This window comes from Flavobacterium sp. K5-23, from assembly GCF_023278045.1.
Lineage (GTDB): Bacteria > Bacteroidota > Bacteroidia > Flavobacteriales > Flavobacteriaceae > Flavobacterium.
Map to the genome: position 1 here is coordinate 756,996 of NZ_CP056783.1, position 20,082 is coordinate 777,077.

Below are 20,082 nucleotides of genomic sequence, written 5' to 3' on the forward strand. Positions count from 1 at the left end.
AGCATAAAAAAAGGCAATTTGAAAAACTCAAATTGCCTTTTTTGTTGGTATGCTTTTTTTACCAAAAAATAGCATACACCACAACTAAAACAAGCATAATGGCAAATGAACAAATGTTGAAAAGGGGACTCGTTTTGAATAATCCTTTAGTCAATGGAATCCCTTTAGCATCATCTACTCCTTTGTTTTGAAATAAACTAATCACCACAATAAGCAACATCGTTAAAATAGCGGTATATCCCATTTGATCCATCCATGGCAATGTTGGAAAAACAGCTTCTAAACCACTTCCTGCAACCCATCCTTTTGGTCCCACTTTAAAAAACATAGCAATTGGAATAGAAAGTAATGCACCCCAAATGGCGGCTTTATTAGTGGTTTTTTTCCAAAACAAGCCTAATATGAATACCGCCAAAATACCAGGGCTCACTATCCCGGTATATTCTTGTATAAATTGGAATGCCTGATCTATTCCTCCCAAAAGCGGCGCCATTATTACTGCAATTACTAATGCAATTCCTGCCGAAAGACGACCCACATTTACAGTTGTCTTGTCATCCGCATTTTTATTGATGTATTGCTTGTAGATGTCCATGGTAAAAATAGTCGAGGTCGAATTTAACATCGAGGCCAACGAGGATACAATCGCTGCCGCCAAAGCAGCAAACGCCAATCCTTTCAATCCTGCCGGCAAGAAATGCAGCAACCAAGGATAGGCTCTGTCTGCAGTTCCTAATCCCGGTAAATTTTCCATTGCAGAGATACCTAATCTAGCCATAATGGCAGGATCGTTTACCATTACATAAGCTGCAATCCCAGGCACGACAACGATGAAAGGAATAAGTAACTTTAAAAACCCAGCTAGAAGTATTCCTTTTTGAGCTTCGCGCAATGATTTTGCTGCCAAAGTTCTTTGTATAATGTATTGATTGAAACCCCAGTAATAAATATTAGCAACCCAAAGACCACCAACCAACACCCCTATTCCGGGAAGGTTCATATATTCCGGATTTGATTTATCCAAAATCATCACAAACCGTTCTGGTGCCGCTTCATAAATCGTTTTTAATCCTTGCCACATTCCAGCTCCTTCTGAGACTGTATTCAAGGCTAAATAGGTCGTAACAAGTCCTCCCAAAACCAGGAAAATAACTTGAATCACATCTGTCCAAGCAACGGCAGAAAGCCCGCCGTATAAAGAATAAGCTGCTGCAAAAAGTGCTAATCCAATAATGGCATACATCATATCGACACCCAATATTGTTTCAATAGCCAATCCTCCTAAATATAAAACAGTCGTTAGATTGACGAAGACATACAAAGCAATCCAAAAAACCGCCAAAATTGTTTTAAGATTTGTCGAAAAACGTTTTTCGACAAATTCAGGAATCGTGTAAATCCCTTTTTCGATAAAAATAGGTAAGAAATATTTCCCTACTATAATTAACGTAAAGGCCGCCATCCACTCATAAGAGGCAATTGCTAAACCCAAAGCAAAACCCGAACCAGACATTCCGATAAATTGTTCAGCCGAAATATTAGCGGCAATCAAAGAAGACCCAATGGCCCACCAAGGCAAAGACTTACTAGCAAGAAAATAGTCTTCTGCATTTTTTTGATGTCCCTCTTTATCTCTAGACACCCACAATCCTACCCCTAAAATAAGTACTGCATAAGCAGTAAACACCATATAATCCATAAATCCAAAATGTGTTGTCATCCTATTGTTGTTTATAATGTTTAATAGATAAATTTTTCAATACAGTGGCACTTTTCTCGGCCGTAATGTCTCTTTGTGATTCACCCAACATCTCATACCCTACCATGAATTTTTTTACGGTAGCCGAGCGCAATAAAGGCGGGTAAAAATGCATGTGAAATTGCCATTCGGGATGTTCTTCTCCATCTGTTGGTGTTTGATGAATTCCCGAAGAATAAGGGAATGACGTCTCAAAAAGATTATCGTATTTTGAAGTTAACTGTTTTAAAACAGTCGCAAAAGAGGTCTTCTCATCCGAAGTAAAATCAGTAATTTTCCCAAAATGACGTTTACTGATAATCATTGTCTCATAAGGCCATATCGCCCAAAAAGGGACCAATGCAACAAAATGATCATTCTCGATTACAATCCTTTCGTTCAACCTTAATTCTTCCAGCAAATAATCCTGTAACAAATTCGTGCCCTTTTTGTCAAAATAGGTTTTAAGGTTGTTTTGGGTTTTCTCTACTTCCGTTGGCAAGGAAGATTGTGCCCAGATTTGCCCATGCGGATGTGGATTGCTACATCCCATCACACTTCCTTTATTTTCGAAAATTTGAACATAATTTATGTAATCCATTTTACCTAAATCACAATATTCTTTTTGCCAAGTGCAAATGACATTTTCAATGGCATCAATTGACATTTCCGGTAAAGTAAGATTGTGTTTTGGCGAAAAACAGACTACTCTAGAGATTCCTCTTTCGGGTTGTATTTTAAAAAAAGTGTCCTTTATATCCTTTTCAAAAACAATTTCTTCCTGCTTTAAAGCGGCGAAATCATTCTCAAAAACATACGAATTCTGATAGTCTGGATTGGTCATTCCGTTGGCACGAATGTTTTCCGGGCATAAATAACAACTAGCATCATATTCCGACAAAGAATCAGAGGGAACAGTTTCTTTTTGTCCTTGCCAAGGCCTTTTTGATCGGTGCGGAGAAACCAAAACCCATTCGTTAATTAATGGATTATAGCGTCTGTGGGGGTCTTCGTTAATATCAAAATTTTTCATTGCAATTATTGTATATAAAGTGATGTTCCGTTTCCTATTTTGACATCATAACTTTTTAATTCGATTCCAAAAGCATCAAAATAAAGAGCTCTAAATTTTGATTTCATCTCTTCTTCATGACCTTTCTTGACCAAGTTAATTGTACAACCGCCAAAACCGCCACCCATTAATCGAGAACCAATAATGTATTGCTCCTTTTTAGCCAAATCAACTAATAAGTCCAACTCAGCGCAACTCACTTCATAATCTTTCGATAACCCTTCGTGCGTTTCAAACATTAATTGCCCCAGCAATTCAATATCCCCGTTGTCCAATGCTTCACATGCTTGGATTACCCTACTCATTTCGTTAACTACAAAACGGCATCTTTTAAAAACGGCTTCAGGCATCAAATTTTGCAAACCCAACACTTGCTGTACATTGCAATCTCTAAAGCTATTTGTTTCAGGAAAATGCTTTTTTATAATAGCTAAACCTTCTTCACATTCTTCTCTTCGCTTATTGTAGGCTGAAGTAAACAAAGAGTGTTTTACATTACTATCAAAAAGAATTAAGGAATAGTCATTAAAATTAGCGTCATGATATTCAAAATCTAATGTCCTGCAATCGATTTTCATCACTTTGTTTTCTAATCCCATTACACTGGAAAACTGATCCATAATCCCACAATTTATACCTACCCAATGTTCTGCTTTTTGTCCCAGTAAGCCAATGTCTACAGGTTTAATATCCAAATTAAAAAGCTCATTCAATCCAAATAAAAACCCGCATTCTAATGCCGCAGATGATGACAATCCTGAACCTAAAGGGATGTTACTGCTGAAAACACAATTAACCCCTTGGAATTTAAAACCATTACTTTTTAATTGATGAATAACGCCTCTAATATAATTAGTCCAAACCCTATCATTCAACTGAACGGCATCGTCAAGATCTATTTCGAACTCCTCATCAAGATCTATTGCTATTATTCTGGATTTATTAGAGTTGCTTTTTTCGAAAGCAAAGCAAATAATCTTGTCGATTGCCGCTGGCAAAACATAACCATCATTATAATCGATATGCTCCCCTATTATATTTATTCTTCCCGGAGAAAGGACAATTTTCTCTGGAACAGCATGGAACGCCTTTTGAAAAAAGGCATTCGTTTTATTAATTAAAATATCATTCATTATTTAGAATTGTATAAGTCAAAATGTGCCCTTTTAAAAATTGAAACTATTTCATTTCAAAAAAACAAAGTTTACATTCTCTATTAAGATAATTCGAATTTATAGGTTGTTAAATGCTGGTATATCTCCTCTTTTTTCAAAATTGAACTGGGGAAATGTGGATGATTAGTTGCATTGGGGAAATTTTGCGTTTCAAAACAAATACCACTCAATGAATGATATTGTGCTCCATCCTTTCCGCCTATATCTGCAGTATCGCCACCAACATATACATGTACTGTAGGCTGATTCGTAATAACAACCATTTTGAGATTGTTTTTAACACTAAAAAGTGAAGCCGCAACCCTTTTCTCCTTATTTAAAACAAATGTCCTGTCAATGTTAGACGGGCATTTATCCGGAAATGAAAAGTCAGAAGTAGAGTTTAGCACATTTAGAAACCTTCCTGTAAAGATATTTTCATCATTTATTTCCAAAAACTGTTGAGCATTAACAACTATTTCTTGATCAGAAATAACTGCTTTATGACCCTCTAGATTAAAATAACTATGATGTGTTAAATTCACGATGGTATCCTCTGACGCTGTGGCTTTGTACTCTAATATCAGTTCATTTTCATCCGATAAAGTATATTTTAGTTCAACTGACAAATCCCCTGGGTAATTTTCTTCCTGATTAGGACTGAAATAGGCTAGTGTAATTGATGGGTTTTCACCCTTAGTCACTGTTTTAACTTCCCAAACCTTTTGGCTAAAACCGATATTCCCTCCGTGCAAGGAATGGGAATTGTTGTTTGTATTTAAATGATACGATTTTCCATTTAAATTAAATCTCCCTTTATTAATTCTCCCTGCAAACCTGCCAACAGTCGCTCCTAGGTAGGGAGCATTTTCTAAATCGAAGGATTTTACATAATCCTCTAAATTGTCAAACCCTAAAACCACATCAATGGTATCGCTTTTATTTAAAGGCAATTTCAAAGAAGTAACCGTTGCGCCGTAATTGATTATGGTAAGTCTTAGTCCGTTTTTATTCGTTAATTCATAAGAATAAATTGCCGTACCATTTGGTAATATTCCAAACAAATCTCCTTTAGAATCTTCAATAAATTTTGACATAGGTATTCTTTTTTAATAATGTAATGCTCAAAAATGAAAATCAAAAATATATTAATTCTAAAAAAAAACATACCAGTACCTACCAGTATTTTTTTTAACTTGCAAAAAAATTACTTTTCTATGAAAATCATTTCAATCCAAAATAATAAGGGAGTCCCTAAATATAAGCAAATCATTTCATCAGTTGAAAAAGCAATTGAAGAAGGAAGGTTATTAAAAGGGGAAAAACTCCCATCGATAAATAAAATTTGTCTTGAATATTCTTTATCTAGAGATACCGTAATGCAAGGCTATGAAGAATTAAAAAAAAGAGGGATTATATATGCGATTCTAGGCAAAGGATATTATATAAAAAGCACCGAAATCACTATAAAACAAAGGATATTCCTTCTTTTTGATGAGCTAAATATTTTTAAAGAAGATATCTATAATTCGTTTTTAGAAAATATAGGCCCAAATGCCCAAGTTGACATTTTCTTTCATCATTTTAATGCTAAAGTTTTTCAAAAATTAATAGATGACAGCAATGGGAATTACACTAAATACATTATAATGCCCACAAATTTAGCTGAAGCGTCATCAATTATAAAAACCCTACCAGTCAACGACGTATTCATTCTGGATCAAACGAATCCAGAACTAAAAAAATATCCGGCAGTTTATCAAAATCACAATAAAGACATCTACCAAGCCTTAGTGAAAGGAGAATCTCATTTAAAAAAATATCGAAAAATGATTTTGATCTTTCCTGGATTTAGAGAACCCCTTGGAATGAAAATGGGATTTGAAAACTTTTGCAAGAATTACAATTATCAATATGAAATCATAACTGAATTTGACGATCGAAAAATCAATGTTGGGGAAGTTTTCATTATTCCAAATGATCGAGATCTGGTACGCGTAATAGAGAAATCTAAACTTCAAGGATTAAAACTGAATCAAGAATTTGGAATTATTTCCTATAATGAAACACCACTAAAAAAAATAGTGGAAAACGGCATTACAACTATTTCAACTGATTTTCAAGCAATGGGAGAAATAATGGCCAAAATGATATTAAAAGGAAAAAACGAACAGATAGAGAACAACTGTTCCTTGTTAATCAGAAATTCATTGTAGATTGAATTCCATTAATAAAAAAAGGCAATTTGAAAAATTCAAATTGCCTTTTTTGTTTGATATCAATTAGGTATTACAAATCGAATTTAATTCCTTGTGCCAATGGCAAAGAAGTTCCATAATTGATTGTATTAGTTTGTCTTCTCATATACACTTTCCATGCATCTGAACCAGACTCACGTCCACCACCTGTTTCTTTTTCTCCACCAAAAGCACCACCGATTTCAGCACCAGAAGTTCCGATGTTTACATTGGCAATACCACAATCTGAACCTGCAACAGATAAGAAATGCTCTGCTTCTCTTAAATTGTTAGTCATAATAGCAGAAGATAATCCTTGAGCTACTCCATTTTGAACGTCAAGCGCATTTTCTACAGTTCCAGAGTATTTCAATAAATACAATACTGGTGCAAAAGTTTCGTGTTGTACTATTTCAAATGAATTGTCAGCTTCTGCAATTGCAGGTTTCACGTAACATCCACTTTCGTACCCTTCTCCTGAAAGAACACCGCCTTCAACGAGGATTTTACCACCTTGTTCTACTACTTTAGTCAACGCTCTATTGTACATTTCAACAGCATGTGTATCGATTAGCGGTCCAACGTGATTGTTTTCGTCTAATGGATTCCCAATACTTAGTTGCTTGTAAGCAGCAACAACAGCATCTTTTACCGTATCGTAAATACTTTCGTGAATAATTAAACGACGAGTTGAAGTACATCTTTGTCCTGCAGTTCCTACAGCTCCAAAAACAGCTCCAATAACAGTCATTTTAATATCTGCATCTGGTGTAACGATTATTGCATTGTTTCCACCTAATTCTAATAAAGACCTTCCTAAACGACCTGCGACAGTTTGCGCAACGATTTTCCCCATACGAGTTGAACCAGTTGCAGAAATTAATGGTACACGTTTGTCGTTAGTCATTAATTCTCCTATTTTATAATCACCGTTGATTAAACAAGAAATTCCTTCTGGAAGGTTGTTTTCTTTGATTACCTCAGCAATGATATTTTGACAAGCAATTCCACAAAGTGGAGTTTTCTCTGATGGTTTCCAAACGCAAACGTCACCACAAATCCAAGCCAAAGCTGTATTCCAAGCCCAAACTGCTACCGGAAAGTTAAACGCTGAGATAATCCCAACAACTCCTAATGGATGGTATTGCTCATACATTCTATGTTGTGGACGCTCAGAGTGCATTGTTAATCCGTGTAATTGACGAGAAAGACCTACTGCGAAATCACAGATATCGATCATTTCTTGAACTTCACCGTAACCTTCTTGCAATGATTTCCCCATTTCATAAGAAACCAATTTCCCTAACGCATCTTTTTTCTCACGCAATTTTTCTCCAAATTGACGCACGATTTCTCCACGTAATGGAGCAGGCATCAATCTAAATGTTTTGAAAGCTGCTGTAGCTGATTGCATTACTGCTTCATAATCTGCTTCAGTTGACATTTTTACTTTTCCAATCAATTTTCCATCTACTGGAGAATAACTTTCTAAGATTTCTCCATTTGAAAAATGATTTAATCCTGTTGATGTTCCTTCATTTATATCTTTGATCCCCAATTGTGCCAAAGCTTCTTTCATTCCGAATTGATCTGCTATTGTTATCATTGTAACTTTTTTGTTATATTTTGTTATATTTTTTTGTAAAGATATTATTTAAAGATGTATTATACAATTCTCAGGCTGAAAAAAAACCTAGGAGTTACTTCAAGAAACTCTTCAAACCTATTTTCCCACAAATTCCAATTCAAAACCCACTTAAAAGACTAATGTTTAAATCAATAAGTGTTTTTTGTCCTTATTGAAACGGCTTTTTTATCTAATAATAAAGATCACTTCGGGTTTTGTGCAATTCGAAAAAACAGTTTCTAGAGCTCTATAAATTATTCTAATTAGAATCGAATGTAACATTACTTACCCAAATCTTGGATCGGTTTCCATAACAGTTCCACATTTTTCACAAGTACGCAGTATCTCTGAATTGTAAAAATCTTGAAAATGCGGCATAAAATCTTTTTCGATATCATGCAGTTCAAAATAAACTTCATGCAATTTATGATTGCAGTTTTCACAATACCAAAGTAATCCATCAGTAAATCCTTTCCCGACACGTTTGCGTTCAATCACTAATCCGATAGAACCCTCTGAACGTATAGGTGAATGTGGAATTCCTGCTGGATGAAGATACATATCACCCGCGTGTAGTTCCATTTCTTTTCGCTCCCCTTCCTCCTGAATGATTACTTTTATAGATCCCTCGAGTTGATAAAACAATTCTTCAGTTTCATTATAATGAAAATCCTTTCGAGCATTAGGTCCCGCAACAATCATCACAATATAATCCCCAGACTCTCTGTACAAATTTTTATTCCCAACTGGTGGTTTTAATAAATGCCGATTATCATCGATCCATTTATTAAGATTAAACGGTTTTGCTATTGCCATCGTCGATACATTATTAAATTACGAATTGCTAAGGTACTAAAAAGTCACAAGCAGTAAAGTTACAGATTCAAAAACTGGTGGGGGAAGCTTTCATAGCGGTTGGGTCTCTGGAAATGAAATCATTACTTTAAATTTTACGGCTAAATTTCACTTTACTTCTTTTATCAAATACAGATAAACAGGAAAATGGTCGCTGAAGCCCACTTCATTTTCTGAATGCCTCTTTGGATATCCTTTATACTGTCCATTTGTTTGGATCAAAAAGGGTTTGTTATATATTCCAGCTTTCCAATACCTATAGGACAAATAATCCTTTTGTATCAAAGTTTGCGAAACCATAATCTGATCAAAAATATCCCAAGAGTCCCGATATGCAATAGTGCCTAACCCTTTTTTGGCCATTTCTTCAAATGGATTGTAAACCCCAAAAGGGAGTACTCCCTCTTTACGAGTTTTGGCACCAATTCCTATTTTAACGCTTTTATTATAGGGACCGTCATTTAAATCACCCATTGTTATTATTTTTGCGTTAGCATTTATACGTTGTAATGAATCGATAATCCTTCTGTTTAATGCTCCTGCAGCTTCCCTAAAAAGGCTGGTTTTTTTCTCTCCTCCTGATCGGGAAGGCCAGTGATTGACAATAATATGAATTTCTTCCTCTTCGAGAAAACCTGTAACCAGCAATTGATCACGTGTAAACACCCGACGATTTATAGTGTTTTCGATCTGATCATCATCCGTTTTCTCATAGACTTCTGCCTTGATGATTTCTTTTGCTTTTATTTCTTCCTTATATATATGTAAAGGAATATTAGTGAATGAAGTGGGGCGGAAATATTTTTTTTGAAACAACAAGGCCACATCAATTCCGCGTTTATCTGGTGAGTCAAAGTGAATGATACCGTATTCTTTTTCAATCAACTTTGGTTGTTTTATGAGATCTTCAAGAACCCCTCTATTTTCTATTTCGCAACCACCAATAAATGTGGGTGAATTTGAGTTTTCTGTAGAACCTATTTCTGATAAAACTCTAGAAAGGTTTTGAAGTTTTTCACTGTATTTTTTGAAAGTCCAATGTTGAGCGCCTTTTGGGGTCCATTCATCATCGTTAGTATTGGGATCGTTTATGGTATCAAATAAATTTTCGAAATTATAAAACGCTACTGTATGTATGTTATATTTTTTTTGTTGTGCTGAAATTTTAAAACAAAATAAACATATAACAAAAAAGGCATTCGATCTTATTAATCTCATAGTTACATTATGAATTTGAAACACAGTAATTTAAAAATACTTTTAGTAAAAATACTACAATTAAAGTTGAGAGTTAAAACTATTTTCAAAAAACCTATCTTTGTTTTTTACTACATTTCAATACTAGCTTTCTGGAAAATTAAAAACATGTATTCTACTTCTTATTCAATTAAAAAAAAATCTTCTTATTTATATAAATTCCTATTTATTATTTTTGTTTTACAAACATTCAATAGCCAAGCCAATACACTTATGACAAGACCACCCAATTTACAAAAAGGAGATACAATTGCAATTTTGGCTACAGCCAGAAAAAACATCTATGATAATCTAAAACCTTCAATAGACTTATTACACAGCTGGGGATTAGAAGTTGTAATAGGAAACACAATTGGATTAGATGATAATCAACTGGCCGGCACCGATGAACAACGCGCCCGTGATTTTCAAAAACAAATGGATGATCCAAAAATAAAAGGAATTTGGTGTGTTCGTGGAGGTTATGGCACTGTTCGAATGTTAGACTTACTGGATTTTACAAAATTCGAACAAAATCCAAAATGGATTATTGGGTTTAGTGACGTTACTGTTTTACATAACCATTTAAACACATTAGGCTACAAAACAATTCATGGAATTATGCCTATAAGCATTCCTAAAGCTTCTTCCGAAGCTATAGAAAGTTTAAGGATTGCCTTGTTTGGAGAACAGCTAATTTACGAAATTCCTTCAGACAAAATGAATCGTTTGGGCAGTGCCAAAGGGGAATTAGTTGGAGGAAATTTATCTATTCTATACAGCTTACTGGGTTCAAAATCATCTATTGATTGTCATGACAAAATCTTGTTTTTAGAAGATTTAGACGAATACCTATATCATATAGACCGAATGATGATGAATTTAAAACGTAACGGATGTCTTGAATCCATCAAAGGTATTATTGTGGGATCGATGACAAAAATGAAAGACAATGATATCCCTTGGGGTAAAAATGCAGTTGAAATAATTGAAGATGTTACCAAAAAATATGACATTCCCATATTATATAGTTTCCCAGCAGGACACATTAATGACAATAGGGCTTTGATTCTAGGTAGTATAGTTTCTCTAAATGTGGGTGAAAAAAGCTCAAATGTTATATTTGAATAAAAAAAATTAAACATACTGTTACTGAATACTGAACGTTAATTTTATGGCTGAACATAACGAATTAGGTAAATTAGGGGAAGAAATGGCTTTGGAATTTCTACGGAAAAATGGCTACGAAATAGTGGAAACAAATTGGACTTTTCAAAAAGCCGAAATTGATATCATAGCCAAAAACGGAAACGTTCTAGCAATAATTGAAGTAAAAACCCGCTCGTCTATTGAATTTGGACTGCCTCAGGATTTTGTTAAACCAAAAAAAATTCAGCTATTAGTAAAAGCGGTTGACGCATACGTAACCGAGAAAAATCTCGACATTGAAGTTCGTTTTGACATAATAGCCATACACAAAGAAGGTAAATCTTTTGTAATTGAACACCTTACAGATGCTTTTTATCACTTTTAGTTGTAATTTTTCATTGTTATATTCTTAACAAAATGTTTTTTTATTTATATTTGCAAAGATTTTTCAACATTTTAGCTTGAGAAATTTACTTTTTAAGTATAAAAACAAACTCTAAATATGAAAACTGTTTCATCAATTGTAGAAAATTACATAAAAACAAAGCCTTTTTTGCTAAACGCTTTGTCTCTTGGAATTATTAATTTGACTTCCCTATCAAGAAACATTATGTCCGAACTGGAAAGTGATTTCAGTAAAGATGTGAAACAAGGTGCTGTAGTAATGGCGCTGAAAAGACTAACCGAAGAACTGGATTTCAGATTAAATCATAAGATCAACAAGGTTATAAAAAATATTGGAGAGATAACCGTTCGATCTGCATTAACGGATTATACTTACGGTGTTTCTGAAACTGTATTGTACAAGCAAGGAGGTTTAATTACAGATATCAATACAATGTCAGATATATTCTATACCTCATCCAGAGGGGTAAATGAAATCAATATTGTGGTAAGCAGCAGTGTAAATCACCTTGTTGACAAGCATTTTGTTAATGAGAAACTAATTCAAAAACTGGACAATCTAGCTTCAATAACAGTTAAATTACCAAAAGAAAATGTAGCTGTACCAGGGATATACTATTTCATTTTCCAGCGTCTTGCATGGGAAGGAGTTATTATCAATGAAGTAATTTCTACCTCTAATGAGTTTACAATTTTAGTAAGCGAAGAACAAGTAGATGTTGCTTTTAAAGTAATTAAAGATTTAAAGAATTAATTGAACTTTTAGTTCTTTTTTCATGAAATCAGCTTTCTTTTTTAAATTTCATTTTGCAATTTTGATTGCAACACAATAAACACCTTATAATAACTCTTTAATCTTCTAAGTGTTATTATAAGGTGTTCTTTTATAGTTTAAAACAACTTTAAGATAGTCTCATTAAAGTAACTTCATAATAGACTGGTAGGTTTTTTTTTTAAAATCTTGTCCTAAATAAATTTATTTCGGTGTGTTTTCCATAAGCCCGTTCTTTTTACACTTTATAAAAAACACCAATCACATATAAAACATTAATTATGATGTTTTTATACAAAAAATATTCTTGCTTAAATCTCATTAAAAAGAAATTAAAAAACAGCCTGTATCCTACAGATTTCTTATCATCTATACTCATTAGACATAGGGTAAAAGATCAAACTCATTCAGAGATTTTTTAAAAAGTTCAGAATGAAAATTAATCCGCAAAGACAATATTAGTTGCAAACAATTCCTTTTTTGGTGGCTATATATTTATCTAATTACTCCTTCAAAAAATAAAAAATCAGTAGTTCAATTTATGAATACAATCAATAATTTTTAATTCAAATGAATTAATTATTGATCTATTTTTTCTGATGAGTCATTATAACTGGTGGGTACTGGTATGTAATTTTAATATTTTATTTTATTTTTGGAATTCAATTTTTCATGAAAAAAAAATTAATAATAATAATAATAATAATAATAATAACATATCGCATTTTATTAGTCAGTTTTCAAAGGATTAACTAAAATAAATTGCTTTAGGTCAAAAAAAAAAGATGGAGGTAAAAACATAAACAAAGATGAATAACTGGGAACTAATCCGCCGAATATTATAATTAACCAAAAACTATTATCAGATGAAACAACTAATCTTATTAATTAGGAGACTAAATTTTATCCCCTTACTCCTATGCTTGTGGATACCAAATATCAGTCTCGCACAAGAAAATCAAGCACAAAAAACAATTTCAGGTAAAATAACAGACCATACAGGAAGCAGTGTTCCTGGAGTCAACTTAAACGTAAAAGGCACACAAACTGCAACAATTACAGATGTTGACGGCGACTATTCTATAGTAGTTCTAAACAACAAATCAATATTAATTTTTTCAGCCATTGGATACATTACACAAGAAATTACGGTAGCAAATAAAACCAAAATCAATGTCTCTCTTCAAACTGATATCAAAACGCTTGAAGAAGTAATCGTTGTGGGCTATGGAACTCAAAAGAAAAGCGATGTAACAGCTGCAATAGCAACTGTTAATATGAAAAATTTAGAGAAACAACCAGCAGGAAATCTTGGCACACTACTGCAGGGACAAGTAGCCGGTGTTACTGTTTCAGCTGGTTCAGGTAATCCGGGAGGTAATCCTGTTATTCTAATACGTGGAGTTAATTCATTCAACAAACAAAGTCCACTCTATGTAATTGATGGAATTCCATTAGAATATTCTTTTGACCTTAATCCAAGTGATATCGAAACTATCAGTGTATTAAAAGATGCCTCTGCATCAACAATTTACGGAGCTAGAGCAAGTGCAGGTGTAATTATTATCACCACAAAAAAAGGAAAAAGTGGAGAGCCTCGTATCAATTACAATATGTATACTTCGAGCAATACCCTTAATCAAAACATAGATTTGATGGATAAGTTTCAAATGAACAAAACCCTCAAACAAGCAGAAGCAAATGACTCAAATGACCCAAACCCTTCAACAGCGCCAAGTTATGCTTTTGATGACACCAAATATGCTAATACCGATTGGCGAAAAGCGTATTTTAAAACTGCCGTAGAACAAAAACATGATATAGACATATCTGCTGGAGGAGACAAAGTAAATTATCGTATTTCATATAGTCATTGGGAAAACAATGGAAACATTATTAACTCTGGGGCAAAAAGGGATAATATTCGTTTGAATTCTGGTTTAAACTTTTTTGACAAGAAATTAACTATTTCTCCAATACTAGCTTATACCAGTTTCAAGAATAAAGATTTTGGAGATGTGACTGGAGATGGCAATGCCGGGTTTTCAGACATTATGAATATTTATGGACAATTGCCACATAAAGAAATTTATGACGCTAATTCACCAAATGGTTTTGCCAAATCACCTTCAGAATTAGGAAGTGCTGGAAATGGAAACCCTATTGGGGAGCGAATGCTGAGTCAGAACAGGACTGAAGACGATTATTTTCAGGTAAATTTATCAGCCGATTTGAAATTATGGAAAGGTTTGTCCTATAATTATACTCTTGGAAATACCTATAAAAACAGTTTCAGTTTTTCACAAACAAACCCTTATGATTTTGGCCCGCAATCTTTTGTAGAAAACCCAAGCAGATTTGAATCCAGAGGTAGAGAGGAACGTCATGTTTCAACACATACCCTTAATTACCAAACAACATTTGGCGATCACAGCCTGAAACTATTAGGTGGCCTATCAAGAGAAGAAAAAATATTTAAAGGAACAACTGCTGGAGGAAATCATTTATACTCTCAATTATTAGAAGTGCTTTCTAGATTAGTTGTAACTAATGGTTCTGATTATATTAGAGCTGGCGGCTGGAATTGGACAGAAAGATTACAATCTGCTTTTGGAAGATTAAACTATACCTTCAAGGATAAATACATTGTTCAAGGAAGTATAAGAAGAGATGGCTCTTCTAAATTTGGGCCTTTGAATAAATACGGTACTTTTTGGTCCGTTTCTGGAGGTTGGGCTGTCCACAAAGAAGACTTCTTTAAAAGTAGTGTAATAAGCGAATTAAAGCCAAGGCTTAGTTATGGGGTTTTAGGAAATGAGGACATCCCACCATTTCGTTACCTTTCTGGCATAACCGTTGGTGGTAATCAGTTAAATTATGCCTTGGGAAATCTGGCTAGTCAGGCAGTTTCTGTTGGAGCGATAGCTACAACATTAGGAAATAACAACATTAAATGGGAACAAACAGCCACTTTTAATGCAGGTGTTAATGTTGGCCTTTTTGATAATATCTTGACCGCCAATTTTGATTATTTCAACTCAACAACAACAGATATGTTGGCACCAACGCCAATACCATCTACTTCAGGAGTTGTTGAAAACATCTATACCAACATCGCGACAATGAAAAATATGGGATGGGAATTTTCGACCACTTATCGCCATACTGGTGAAAACGGATTTGATTTTGACGTGACAGGAAACATTTCCCATACCGAAAATAAAATTGTTAAACTTGGTTCTGAAGACGCAGCGATTGAAGACGGTTTTCTTGATTTCAATAACAATGGAACAACAATTACAAAGAAAGGGCTTCCTGTAGGTTCCTTTAATTTGTTTCAAACCGCAGGAATTTTTCAAACTACTACTGAAATTAATGCATATACTAATTCAAATGGAGATAAATTGCAACCAGATGCAAAACCTGGTGATTTAAAATTTGTTGATGCTGATGGTAACGGTACAATTGATGACGGTGATAAAGTTATAATGGGTAGTGGATTGGCCAAATTAGACCTAGGTCTTAACTTTAATGCTTCTTATAAGAATTTTGATTTCTCAATGTTCCTAAACGGGAAACTGGGGCAAAAAATGTATAATGCTACCAAATCCTTTTTATACAAAGGGTTTCGATCTACAGATGTTTTGGACGCATGGACACCTACAAACACCAATACAAGTGTATACCGAGTGTCTAATAACGATTTGAACTTTAACTCACGTGTCTCTGACTATTTCTTAGAAGACGCTTCCTTCGTTAGATTAAGAAACCTTCAAATTGGTTACACAATCCCTAATGAATTTGTGAGTAAATATAAAATAAACCGTTTGCGTGTTTACGCTGGTGCTTATAATCTATTAACAATCACAAAATACTCGGGATTTGACCCAGATCTTTCAAACACATCAACATTTAGTCGCGGTGTAGATAGAGGATATTACCCTATAAGTAAATCTTTTGTGGTAGGAATTAATGTGGGACTTTAATTAATAAGACTAAAAACTACTAGAATATGAAATCAATTATAAAATTACAAGTTGTTGCAATTCTGATTGCAATTCTATTTTTTTCTTGTTCAGATAATTATCTCGACTTGAAAGACAAACAAAACATAACCGAATCCTCTTTTTGGTCAACAAGGGACCATGCATTACAGGGGATAATAGCAACCTATGGTGCTTTACAAGGACATGACGGAGATAAATGGACTTTTTTTGAAGAAACTTACACTTCAATCGCTTATAAAGGGGATGATATTGACAACAACAAATCCGAAGGGTATTCAAAAACTATTGCCAACTTCACCAATGGGACTGAGGTAAGTGGTCCTTTTAATATTTGGGCAAGCTGTTATGCAGGTATTGGCAGAGCCAATCAGGTAATCGAAAAGGTTCCAGGAATAGCTACAATGTCTGACCAAGAAAGGAAAGAGATTATAGCTGAAGCAAAATTTCTTAGAAGTTATTTTTATTTTATGCTAGTGAATGCATTTGAAAATGTACCATTGGTGCTGACATTTGAAAAAGACTTAACAAAATTACAGGTTCCTCAAGCTACTCCTGACAAAGTTTGGGAACAAATAGAAAAAGACCTACTTGATGCCGAAATAGCATTACCATTCGCCTATAATAATGATAATCTTGGTCGTGCTACAAAAGGTGCAGCAAAGGCACTTTTAGGAAAGGTGTATCTTTTTAGAGAAAAATGGCTTCCAGCAGAAACAAAATTCAAAGAAATATATGGACAATACTCTTTAAATGCCAATTACGAGGACAACTTCAACGGAAAGTCAGAGAATGGCCCTGAATCAGTTTTTGAAATTCAGTTTAGTGGTGACAGAACTCTTTCTGATGAGCGTCACCCATTTAACTATGAAGTAAAACCATACGCAGTGGATGGATGGGAATTGTTTTACCCTTCAGATTGGTTAGTATCCGAATTAAAAAAAGACAAAAAAGCAGATGGCAGTTTCTCAGATCGTGTTTATGGAACCATTTTCTTTAATGATCCGAAATCAGAAATATGGGATTTAAACCAACCCGCAAGCTTGGTTTCCTATGCGAGTATTTCCTCTAGTTTATCTAAACCTAATTATTTCAAAAAATACGCTTATCCTACTGACAGGTCGGGATCATATGTAGGAATCAATATAAATGTAATTCGTTATGCGGATGTATTATTAATGCTAGCAGAATCTTTAAATGAGAACGGAAAAACAAATGAAGCCATTGCTCGTATTAATGAAGTGAGAACAAGAAGTGGAGCTGTTGCCTTGGCTTCCGGATCTAAAACAAAAGAAGAATTACGTGATTGGATACGCAACCATGAACGCCCAATCGAATTGTCTATGGAATGGACTAACCGTTGGTTTGACCTAGTGCGATGGGGACGTGGCGCAACAGCAAAACAGTCTATTAAATCGATATTAACTGCTCATGACAAACCATTTTCTAGCAACTATATTGAAAACAAACACATCCGTTTTGCCATCCCAAGCAGAGAAATTAAAGTAAATTCTCAGTTGAAGCAAAATAATGGCTATTAATACCACGAAAAAAATACTGAAAAGAATAACCCTAAGTTTTAGGGTTATTCTTTTTATATATTCCATAAATTAGTACCTCATTCAACATTATATTTAACCAATGATTTAAAAGTTTAATAAACCAAAAAAACTGTAGTTTTCTAAGTATACCATTTTGTATAATTAAGATATACTAAATCAGAAAACGACAACCTCTTTTTTTTAAAAAAATAGACCCTATTTAATTTATAGCATAACTAATTCTGTAGATTACAATTTTATAAAACATTCCATAAAACGAAATAACATGTACAAAAAAGAACCCTTTTATATTCTTATTTTCTTTTTTATAATACAAGGTAGTTTTGCACAAACGACATTTACAAACTTAGAATTAAGCAAAAACAGCTTAAATTATAAAGGAAACCCAAAGAATGCAACCGATAGAAAATCTTTAGCATTTTCTGACAAAGGGGCTTGGTTTGGATTTGGATTTCTTGAACCATCGGAAATTCAAGGCGGTTTTTCAGGTCCTTTTTTAATGACCGAACAAAATGGAGTCTGGTTAAGTTCTTCCTTGATTTCATTACATCTTATTGATGACAATCAACAAGAACTTATCAATTGGAAAACTGCTTTGGTAAATCAAAATAGCTACAACAGCCATTTAAAACAAGAATTTCGAAATGAAAAATTAGAGATGAAACAACAACTTGTTTTTTCATCGGGTCATTCAGCAATTCAAAAAACGAGCATCACAAATCGAACTTCAAAAACAATAACAATAAACCCCGTTTTTGATTCAAAAATATACCTAGATAACATTCAACTTTTTAAAGAAGGGCAAATTTTAAAATTAATTTCCACAAAAAGTAATGCGGTTGGCTATGTTCAGTTTTTTAATGAAAATATCGAAATTGAAATTACAAAACAAGGCTTTACAGCAAAAGCAAAAAAACTAACGTTAAAACCAAATGAAACCAAAGAAATAGTGGTATCACAAACCTATATTTTCCCGCAATACGATTGGAAAAAGGAAAAGGGAAATTTGGCAAAAATAAAATTCAACACTATTTTAAAGGACACAAAAAAAGAAAAAGAAAATCAGCTAACCCAGTTAATCGCAAAAAAGAAAACTAGATACAAAGGAGCGGAGTATTCCGTTTTCTTAGCGAAATTAATTCTTACTTTACAAAATAACACTAGAATTCCTGCCGAAGGATTGAAACACGAAGGCCTTTTTCCTAGTTATCATTATGAATGGTTTCACGGTTTCTGGGCTTGGGACAGCTGGAAACATGCCGCAGCAGTAGCCCATTTCAATCCAAAATTAGCTAAAGACCAAATGCGTGCTTTGTTTGACTATCAAGAACCAAATGGCTTTATTCCGGATTGTATTTATAGAGACACTTTAATTGAACCCAATAATTACAGAAACACAAAATCTCCCCTTGCAGCTTGGGCCGTTTGGGAAATTTATAAACAAACCAAAGACCTCAACTTTATAAAAGAATTTTATCCAAAACTAAAAAAATACCATTTTTGGTGGTACAAAGAAAGAGATCACGACCAAGATGGGCTGTGTGAATTTGGTTCAACCGATGGTACATTAGTCGCTGGTAAATGGGAAAGCGGAATGGATAATGCCGTACGATTTGACAACAGTAAAACATTGAAAAATGGGGAACACGCCTATTCATTAGACCAAGAAAGCGTGGATTTAAATTCCTTTTTATATGCCGAAAAAAACTATTTAGCCAAGATGGCGAAAGTCTTGAAATTAGAAAGCGAAGAAAAAAACTGGACTGAAGAAAGTGCCAAATTAAAAAATCAAATTCAAACTCAATTTTGGGATGCCAATACTGGCTGGTTTTATGATACTTCAATCGATGGGAAAAATATCATAACCGATATGGGTTGTGAAGGTTTTTTACCGCTTTGGGCAGAAGTTGCTACTAGGGAACAAGCAAAATCCATAAAAGACAACTTACTCAATCCGGACATTTTCAATACTTTTGTTCCTTTACCAACCTTGGCAGCAAACCAAGCAAAATTCAATCCTGCTAACGGCTACTGGAGAGGACCAATCTGGTTGGACCAAAGTTATTTTGGGATCAATGGACTGGAAAAATACGGGTATCAAAACGAAGCAAATCAACTGGCTCATAAACTCATTCACAATGCCGAAGGAGCATTGGAAAAAGGAAAATCCATTCGGGAAAACTACCATCCTACTACTGGAAAAGGATTAGAAGCCGAAAATTTTAGTTGGTCAGCAGCCCATTACTTAATGTTACTTTTAAAAAACTAGAA

The 20,082-nt window shown here is 34.0% G+C and carries 14 protein-coding genes; 7 read left to right on the forward strand and 7 right to left on the reverse strand.

Going from position 1 to position 20,082, the window contains the following annotated elements:
- Positions 1 to 58: 58 nt before the first annotated feature.
- From FLAK523_RS03385 to FLAK523_RS03400, 4 genes are all read right to left on the reverse strand, one after another.
- Entirely contained in the window at positions 59 to 1,720 is a 1,662-nt protein-coding gene (locus tag FLAK523_RS03385; protein WP_248906554.1) for a sodium/sugar symporter, read from the reverse strand.
- Between the two features lies 1 nt (position 1,721).
- Complete coding sequence (locus tag FLAK523_RS03390) at positions 1,722 to 2,771, reverse strand: UDP-glucose--hexose-1-phosphate uridylyltransferase (protein WP_248906555.1); 1,050 nt, start codon at positions 2,769 to 2,771, stop codon at positions 1,722 to 1,724.
- Between the two features lie 5 nt (positions 2,772 to 2,776).
- Complete coding sequence (galK, locus tag FLAK523_RS03395) at positions 2,777 to 3,943, reverse strand: galactokinase (protein ID WP_248906557.1); 1,167 nt, start codon at positions 3,941 to 3,943, stop codon at positions 2,777 to 2,779.
- A gap of 83 nt (positions 3,944 to 4,026) precedes the next feature.
- Positions 4,027 to 5,061 (reverse strand): aldose epimerase family protein, encoded by a 1,035-nt coding sequence (locus FLAK523_RS03400; RefSeq protein WP_248906560.1) that lies wholly within the window; start codon positions 5,059 to 5,061, stop codon positions 4,027 to 4,029.
- 120 nt (positions 5,062 to 5,181) lie between these two features.
- On the opposite strand from FLAK523_RS03400, the gene FLAK523_RS03405 reads away from it, so the two are divergent.
- Complete coding sequence (locus FLAK523_RS03405; RefSeq protein ID WP_248906562.1) at positions 5,182 to 6,180, forward strand: GntR family transcriptional regulator; 999 nt, start codon at positions 5,182 to 5,184, stop codon at positions 6,178 to 6,180.
- A 73-nt stretch (positions 6,181 to 6,253) separates the two neighbouring features.
- On the opposite strand, the gene FLAK523_RS03410 is transcribed toward FLAK523_RS03405, so the two are convergent.
- From FLAK523_RS03410 to FLAK523_RS03420, 3 genes are all read right to left on the reverse strand, one after another.
- Positions 6,254 to 7,807, reverse strand: coding sequence for an aldehyde dehydrogenase family protein (locus tag FLAK523_RS03410; protein ID WP_248906564.1), 1,554 nt, complete (start codon positions 7,805 to 7,807; stop codon positions 6,254 to 6,256).
- 306 nt (positions 7,808 to 8,113) lie between these two features.
- The gene (locus FLAK523_RS03415; protein WP_248906566.1) at positions 8,114 to 8,644 is read right to left on the reverse strand and encodes a 3-hydroxyanthranilate 3,4-dioxygenase; all 531 of its coding nucleotides are present in this window, start codon (positions 8,642 to 8,644) and stop codon (positions 8,114 to 8,116) included.
- Positions 8,645 to 8,791: 147 nt separating this feature from the next.
- Positions 8,792 to 9,901 (reverse strand): endonuclease/exonuclease/phosphatase family protein, encoded by a 1,110-nt coding sequence (locus tag FLAK523_RS03420; RefSeq protein WP_248906568.1) that lies wholly within the window; start codon positions 9,899 to 9,901, stop codon positions 8,792 to 8,794.
- A gap of 252 nt (positions 9,902 to 10,153) precedes the next feature.
- Here FLAK523_RS03420 and FLAK523_RS03425 point away from each other — a divergent pair, with 252 nt between their 5' ends.
- From FLAK523_RS03425 to FLAK523_RS03450, 6 genes are all read left to right on the forward strand, one after another.
- The gene (locus FLAK523_RS03425; protein ID WP_248908043.1) at positions 10,154 to 11,050 is read left to right on the forward strand and encodes an LD-carboxypeptidase; all 897 of its coding nucleotides are present in this window, start codon (positions 10,154 to 10,156) and stop codon (positions 11,048 to 11,050) included.
- Between the two features lie 43 nt (positions 11,051 to 11,093).
- Positions 11,094 to 11,453, forward strand: coding sequence for a YraN family protein (locus FLAK523_RS03430; RefSeq protein WP_248906570.1), 360 nt, complete (start codon positions 11,094 to 11,096; stop codon positions 11,451 to 11,453).
- Positions 11,454 to 11,570: 117 nt separating this feature from the next.
- On the forward strand, positions 11,571 to 12,227 hold the full coding sequence (locus FLAK523_RS03435; protein ID WP_248906572.1) for an aspartate kinase: 657 nt from the start codon (positions 11,571 to 11,573) through the stop codon (positions 12,225 to 12,227).
- 884 nt (positions 12,228 to 13,111) lie between these two features.
- A complete protein-coding gene (locus tag FLAK523_RS03440; protein ID WP_248906574.1) occupies positions 13,112 to 16,231 on the forward strand; it encodes a TonB-dependent receptor in 3,120 nt (1,039 codons plus the stop codon).
- 26 nt (positions 16,232 to 16,257) lie between these two features.
- On the forward strand, positions 16,258 to 17,790 hold the full coding sequence (locus tag FLAK523_RS03445) for a RagB/SusD family nutrient uptake outer membrane protein (protein ID WP_248906576.1): 1,533 nt from the start codon (positions 16,258 to 16,260) through the stop codon (positions 17,788 to 17,790).
- Between the two features lie 286 nt (positions 17,791 to 18,076).
- A complete protein-coding gene (locus FLAK523_RS03450; RefSeq protein WP_248906578.1) occupies positions 18,077 to 20,080 on the forward strand; it encodes a trehalase family glycosidase in 2,004 nt (667 codons plus the stop codon).
- Positions 20,081 to 20,082: the final 2 nt, after the last annotated feature.

Excerpts from the sequence above, each read along its gene's own strand:
- FLAK523_RS03405 (WP_248906562.1), top strand. The coding sequence starts at position 5,182 with ATGAAAATCATTTCAATCCAAAATAATAAGGGAGTCCCTAAATATAAG.
- galK (WP_248906557.1), bottom strand. The coding sequence starts at position 3,943 with ATGAATGATATTTTAATTAATAAAACGAATGCCTTTTTTCAAAAGGCG.
- FLAK523_RS03400 (WP_248906560.1), bottom strand. The coding sequence starts at position 5,061 with ATGTCAAAATTTATTGAAGATTCTAAAGGAGATTTGTTTGGAATATTA.
- FLAK523_RS03410 (WP_248906564.1), bottom strand. The coding sequence starts at position 7,807 with ATGATAACAATAGCAGATCAATTCGGAATGAAAGAAGCTTTGGCACAA.
- FLAK523_RS03440 (WP_248906574.1), top strand. The coding sequence starts at position 13,112 with ATGAAACAACTAATCTTATTAATTAGGAGACTAAATTTTATCCCCTTA.
- FLAK523_RS03425 (WP_248908043.1), top strand. The coding sequence starts at position 10,154 with ATGACAAGACCACCCAATTTACAAAAAGGAGATACAATTGCAATTTTG.
- FLAK523_RS03450 (WP_248906578.1), top strand. The coding sequence starts at position 18,077 with ATGTACAAAAAAGAACCCTTTTATATTCTTATTTTCTTTTTTATAATA.
- FLAK523_RS03420 (WP_248906568.1), bottom strand. The coding sequence starts at position 9,901 with ATGAGATTAATAAGATCGAATGCCTTTTTTGTTATATGTTTATTTTGT.
- FLAK523_RS03415 (WP_248906566.1), bottom strand. The coding sequence starts at position 8,644 with ATGGCAATAGCAAAACCGTTTAATCTTAATAAATGGATCGATGATAAT.
- FLAK523_RS03390 (WP_248906555.1), bottom strand. The coding sequence starts at position 2,771 with ATGAAAAATTTTGATATTAACGAAGACCCCCACAGACGCTATAATCCA.
- FLAK523_RS03435 (WP_248906572.1), top strand. The coding sequence starts at position 11,571 with ATGAAAACTGTTTCATCAATTGTAGAAAATTACATAAAAACAAAGCCT.
- FLAK523_RS03385 (WP_248906554.1), bottom strand. The coding sequence starts at position 1,720 with ATGACAACACATTTTGGATTTATGGATTATATGGTGTTTACTGCTTAT.
- FLAK523_RS03430 (WP_248906570.1), top strand. The coding sequence starts at position 11,094 with ATGGCTGAACATAACGAATTAGGTAAATTAGGGGAAGAAATGGCTTTG.
- FLAK523_RS03445 (WP_248906576.1), top strand. The coding sequence starts at position 16,258 with ATGAAATCAATTATAAAATTACAAGTTGTTGCAATTCTGATTGCAATT.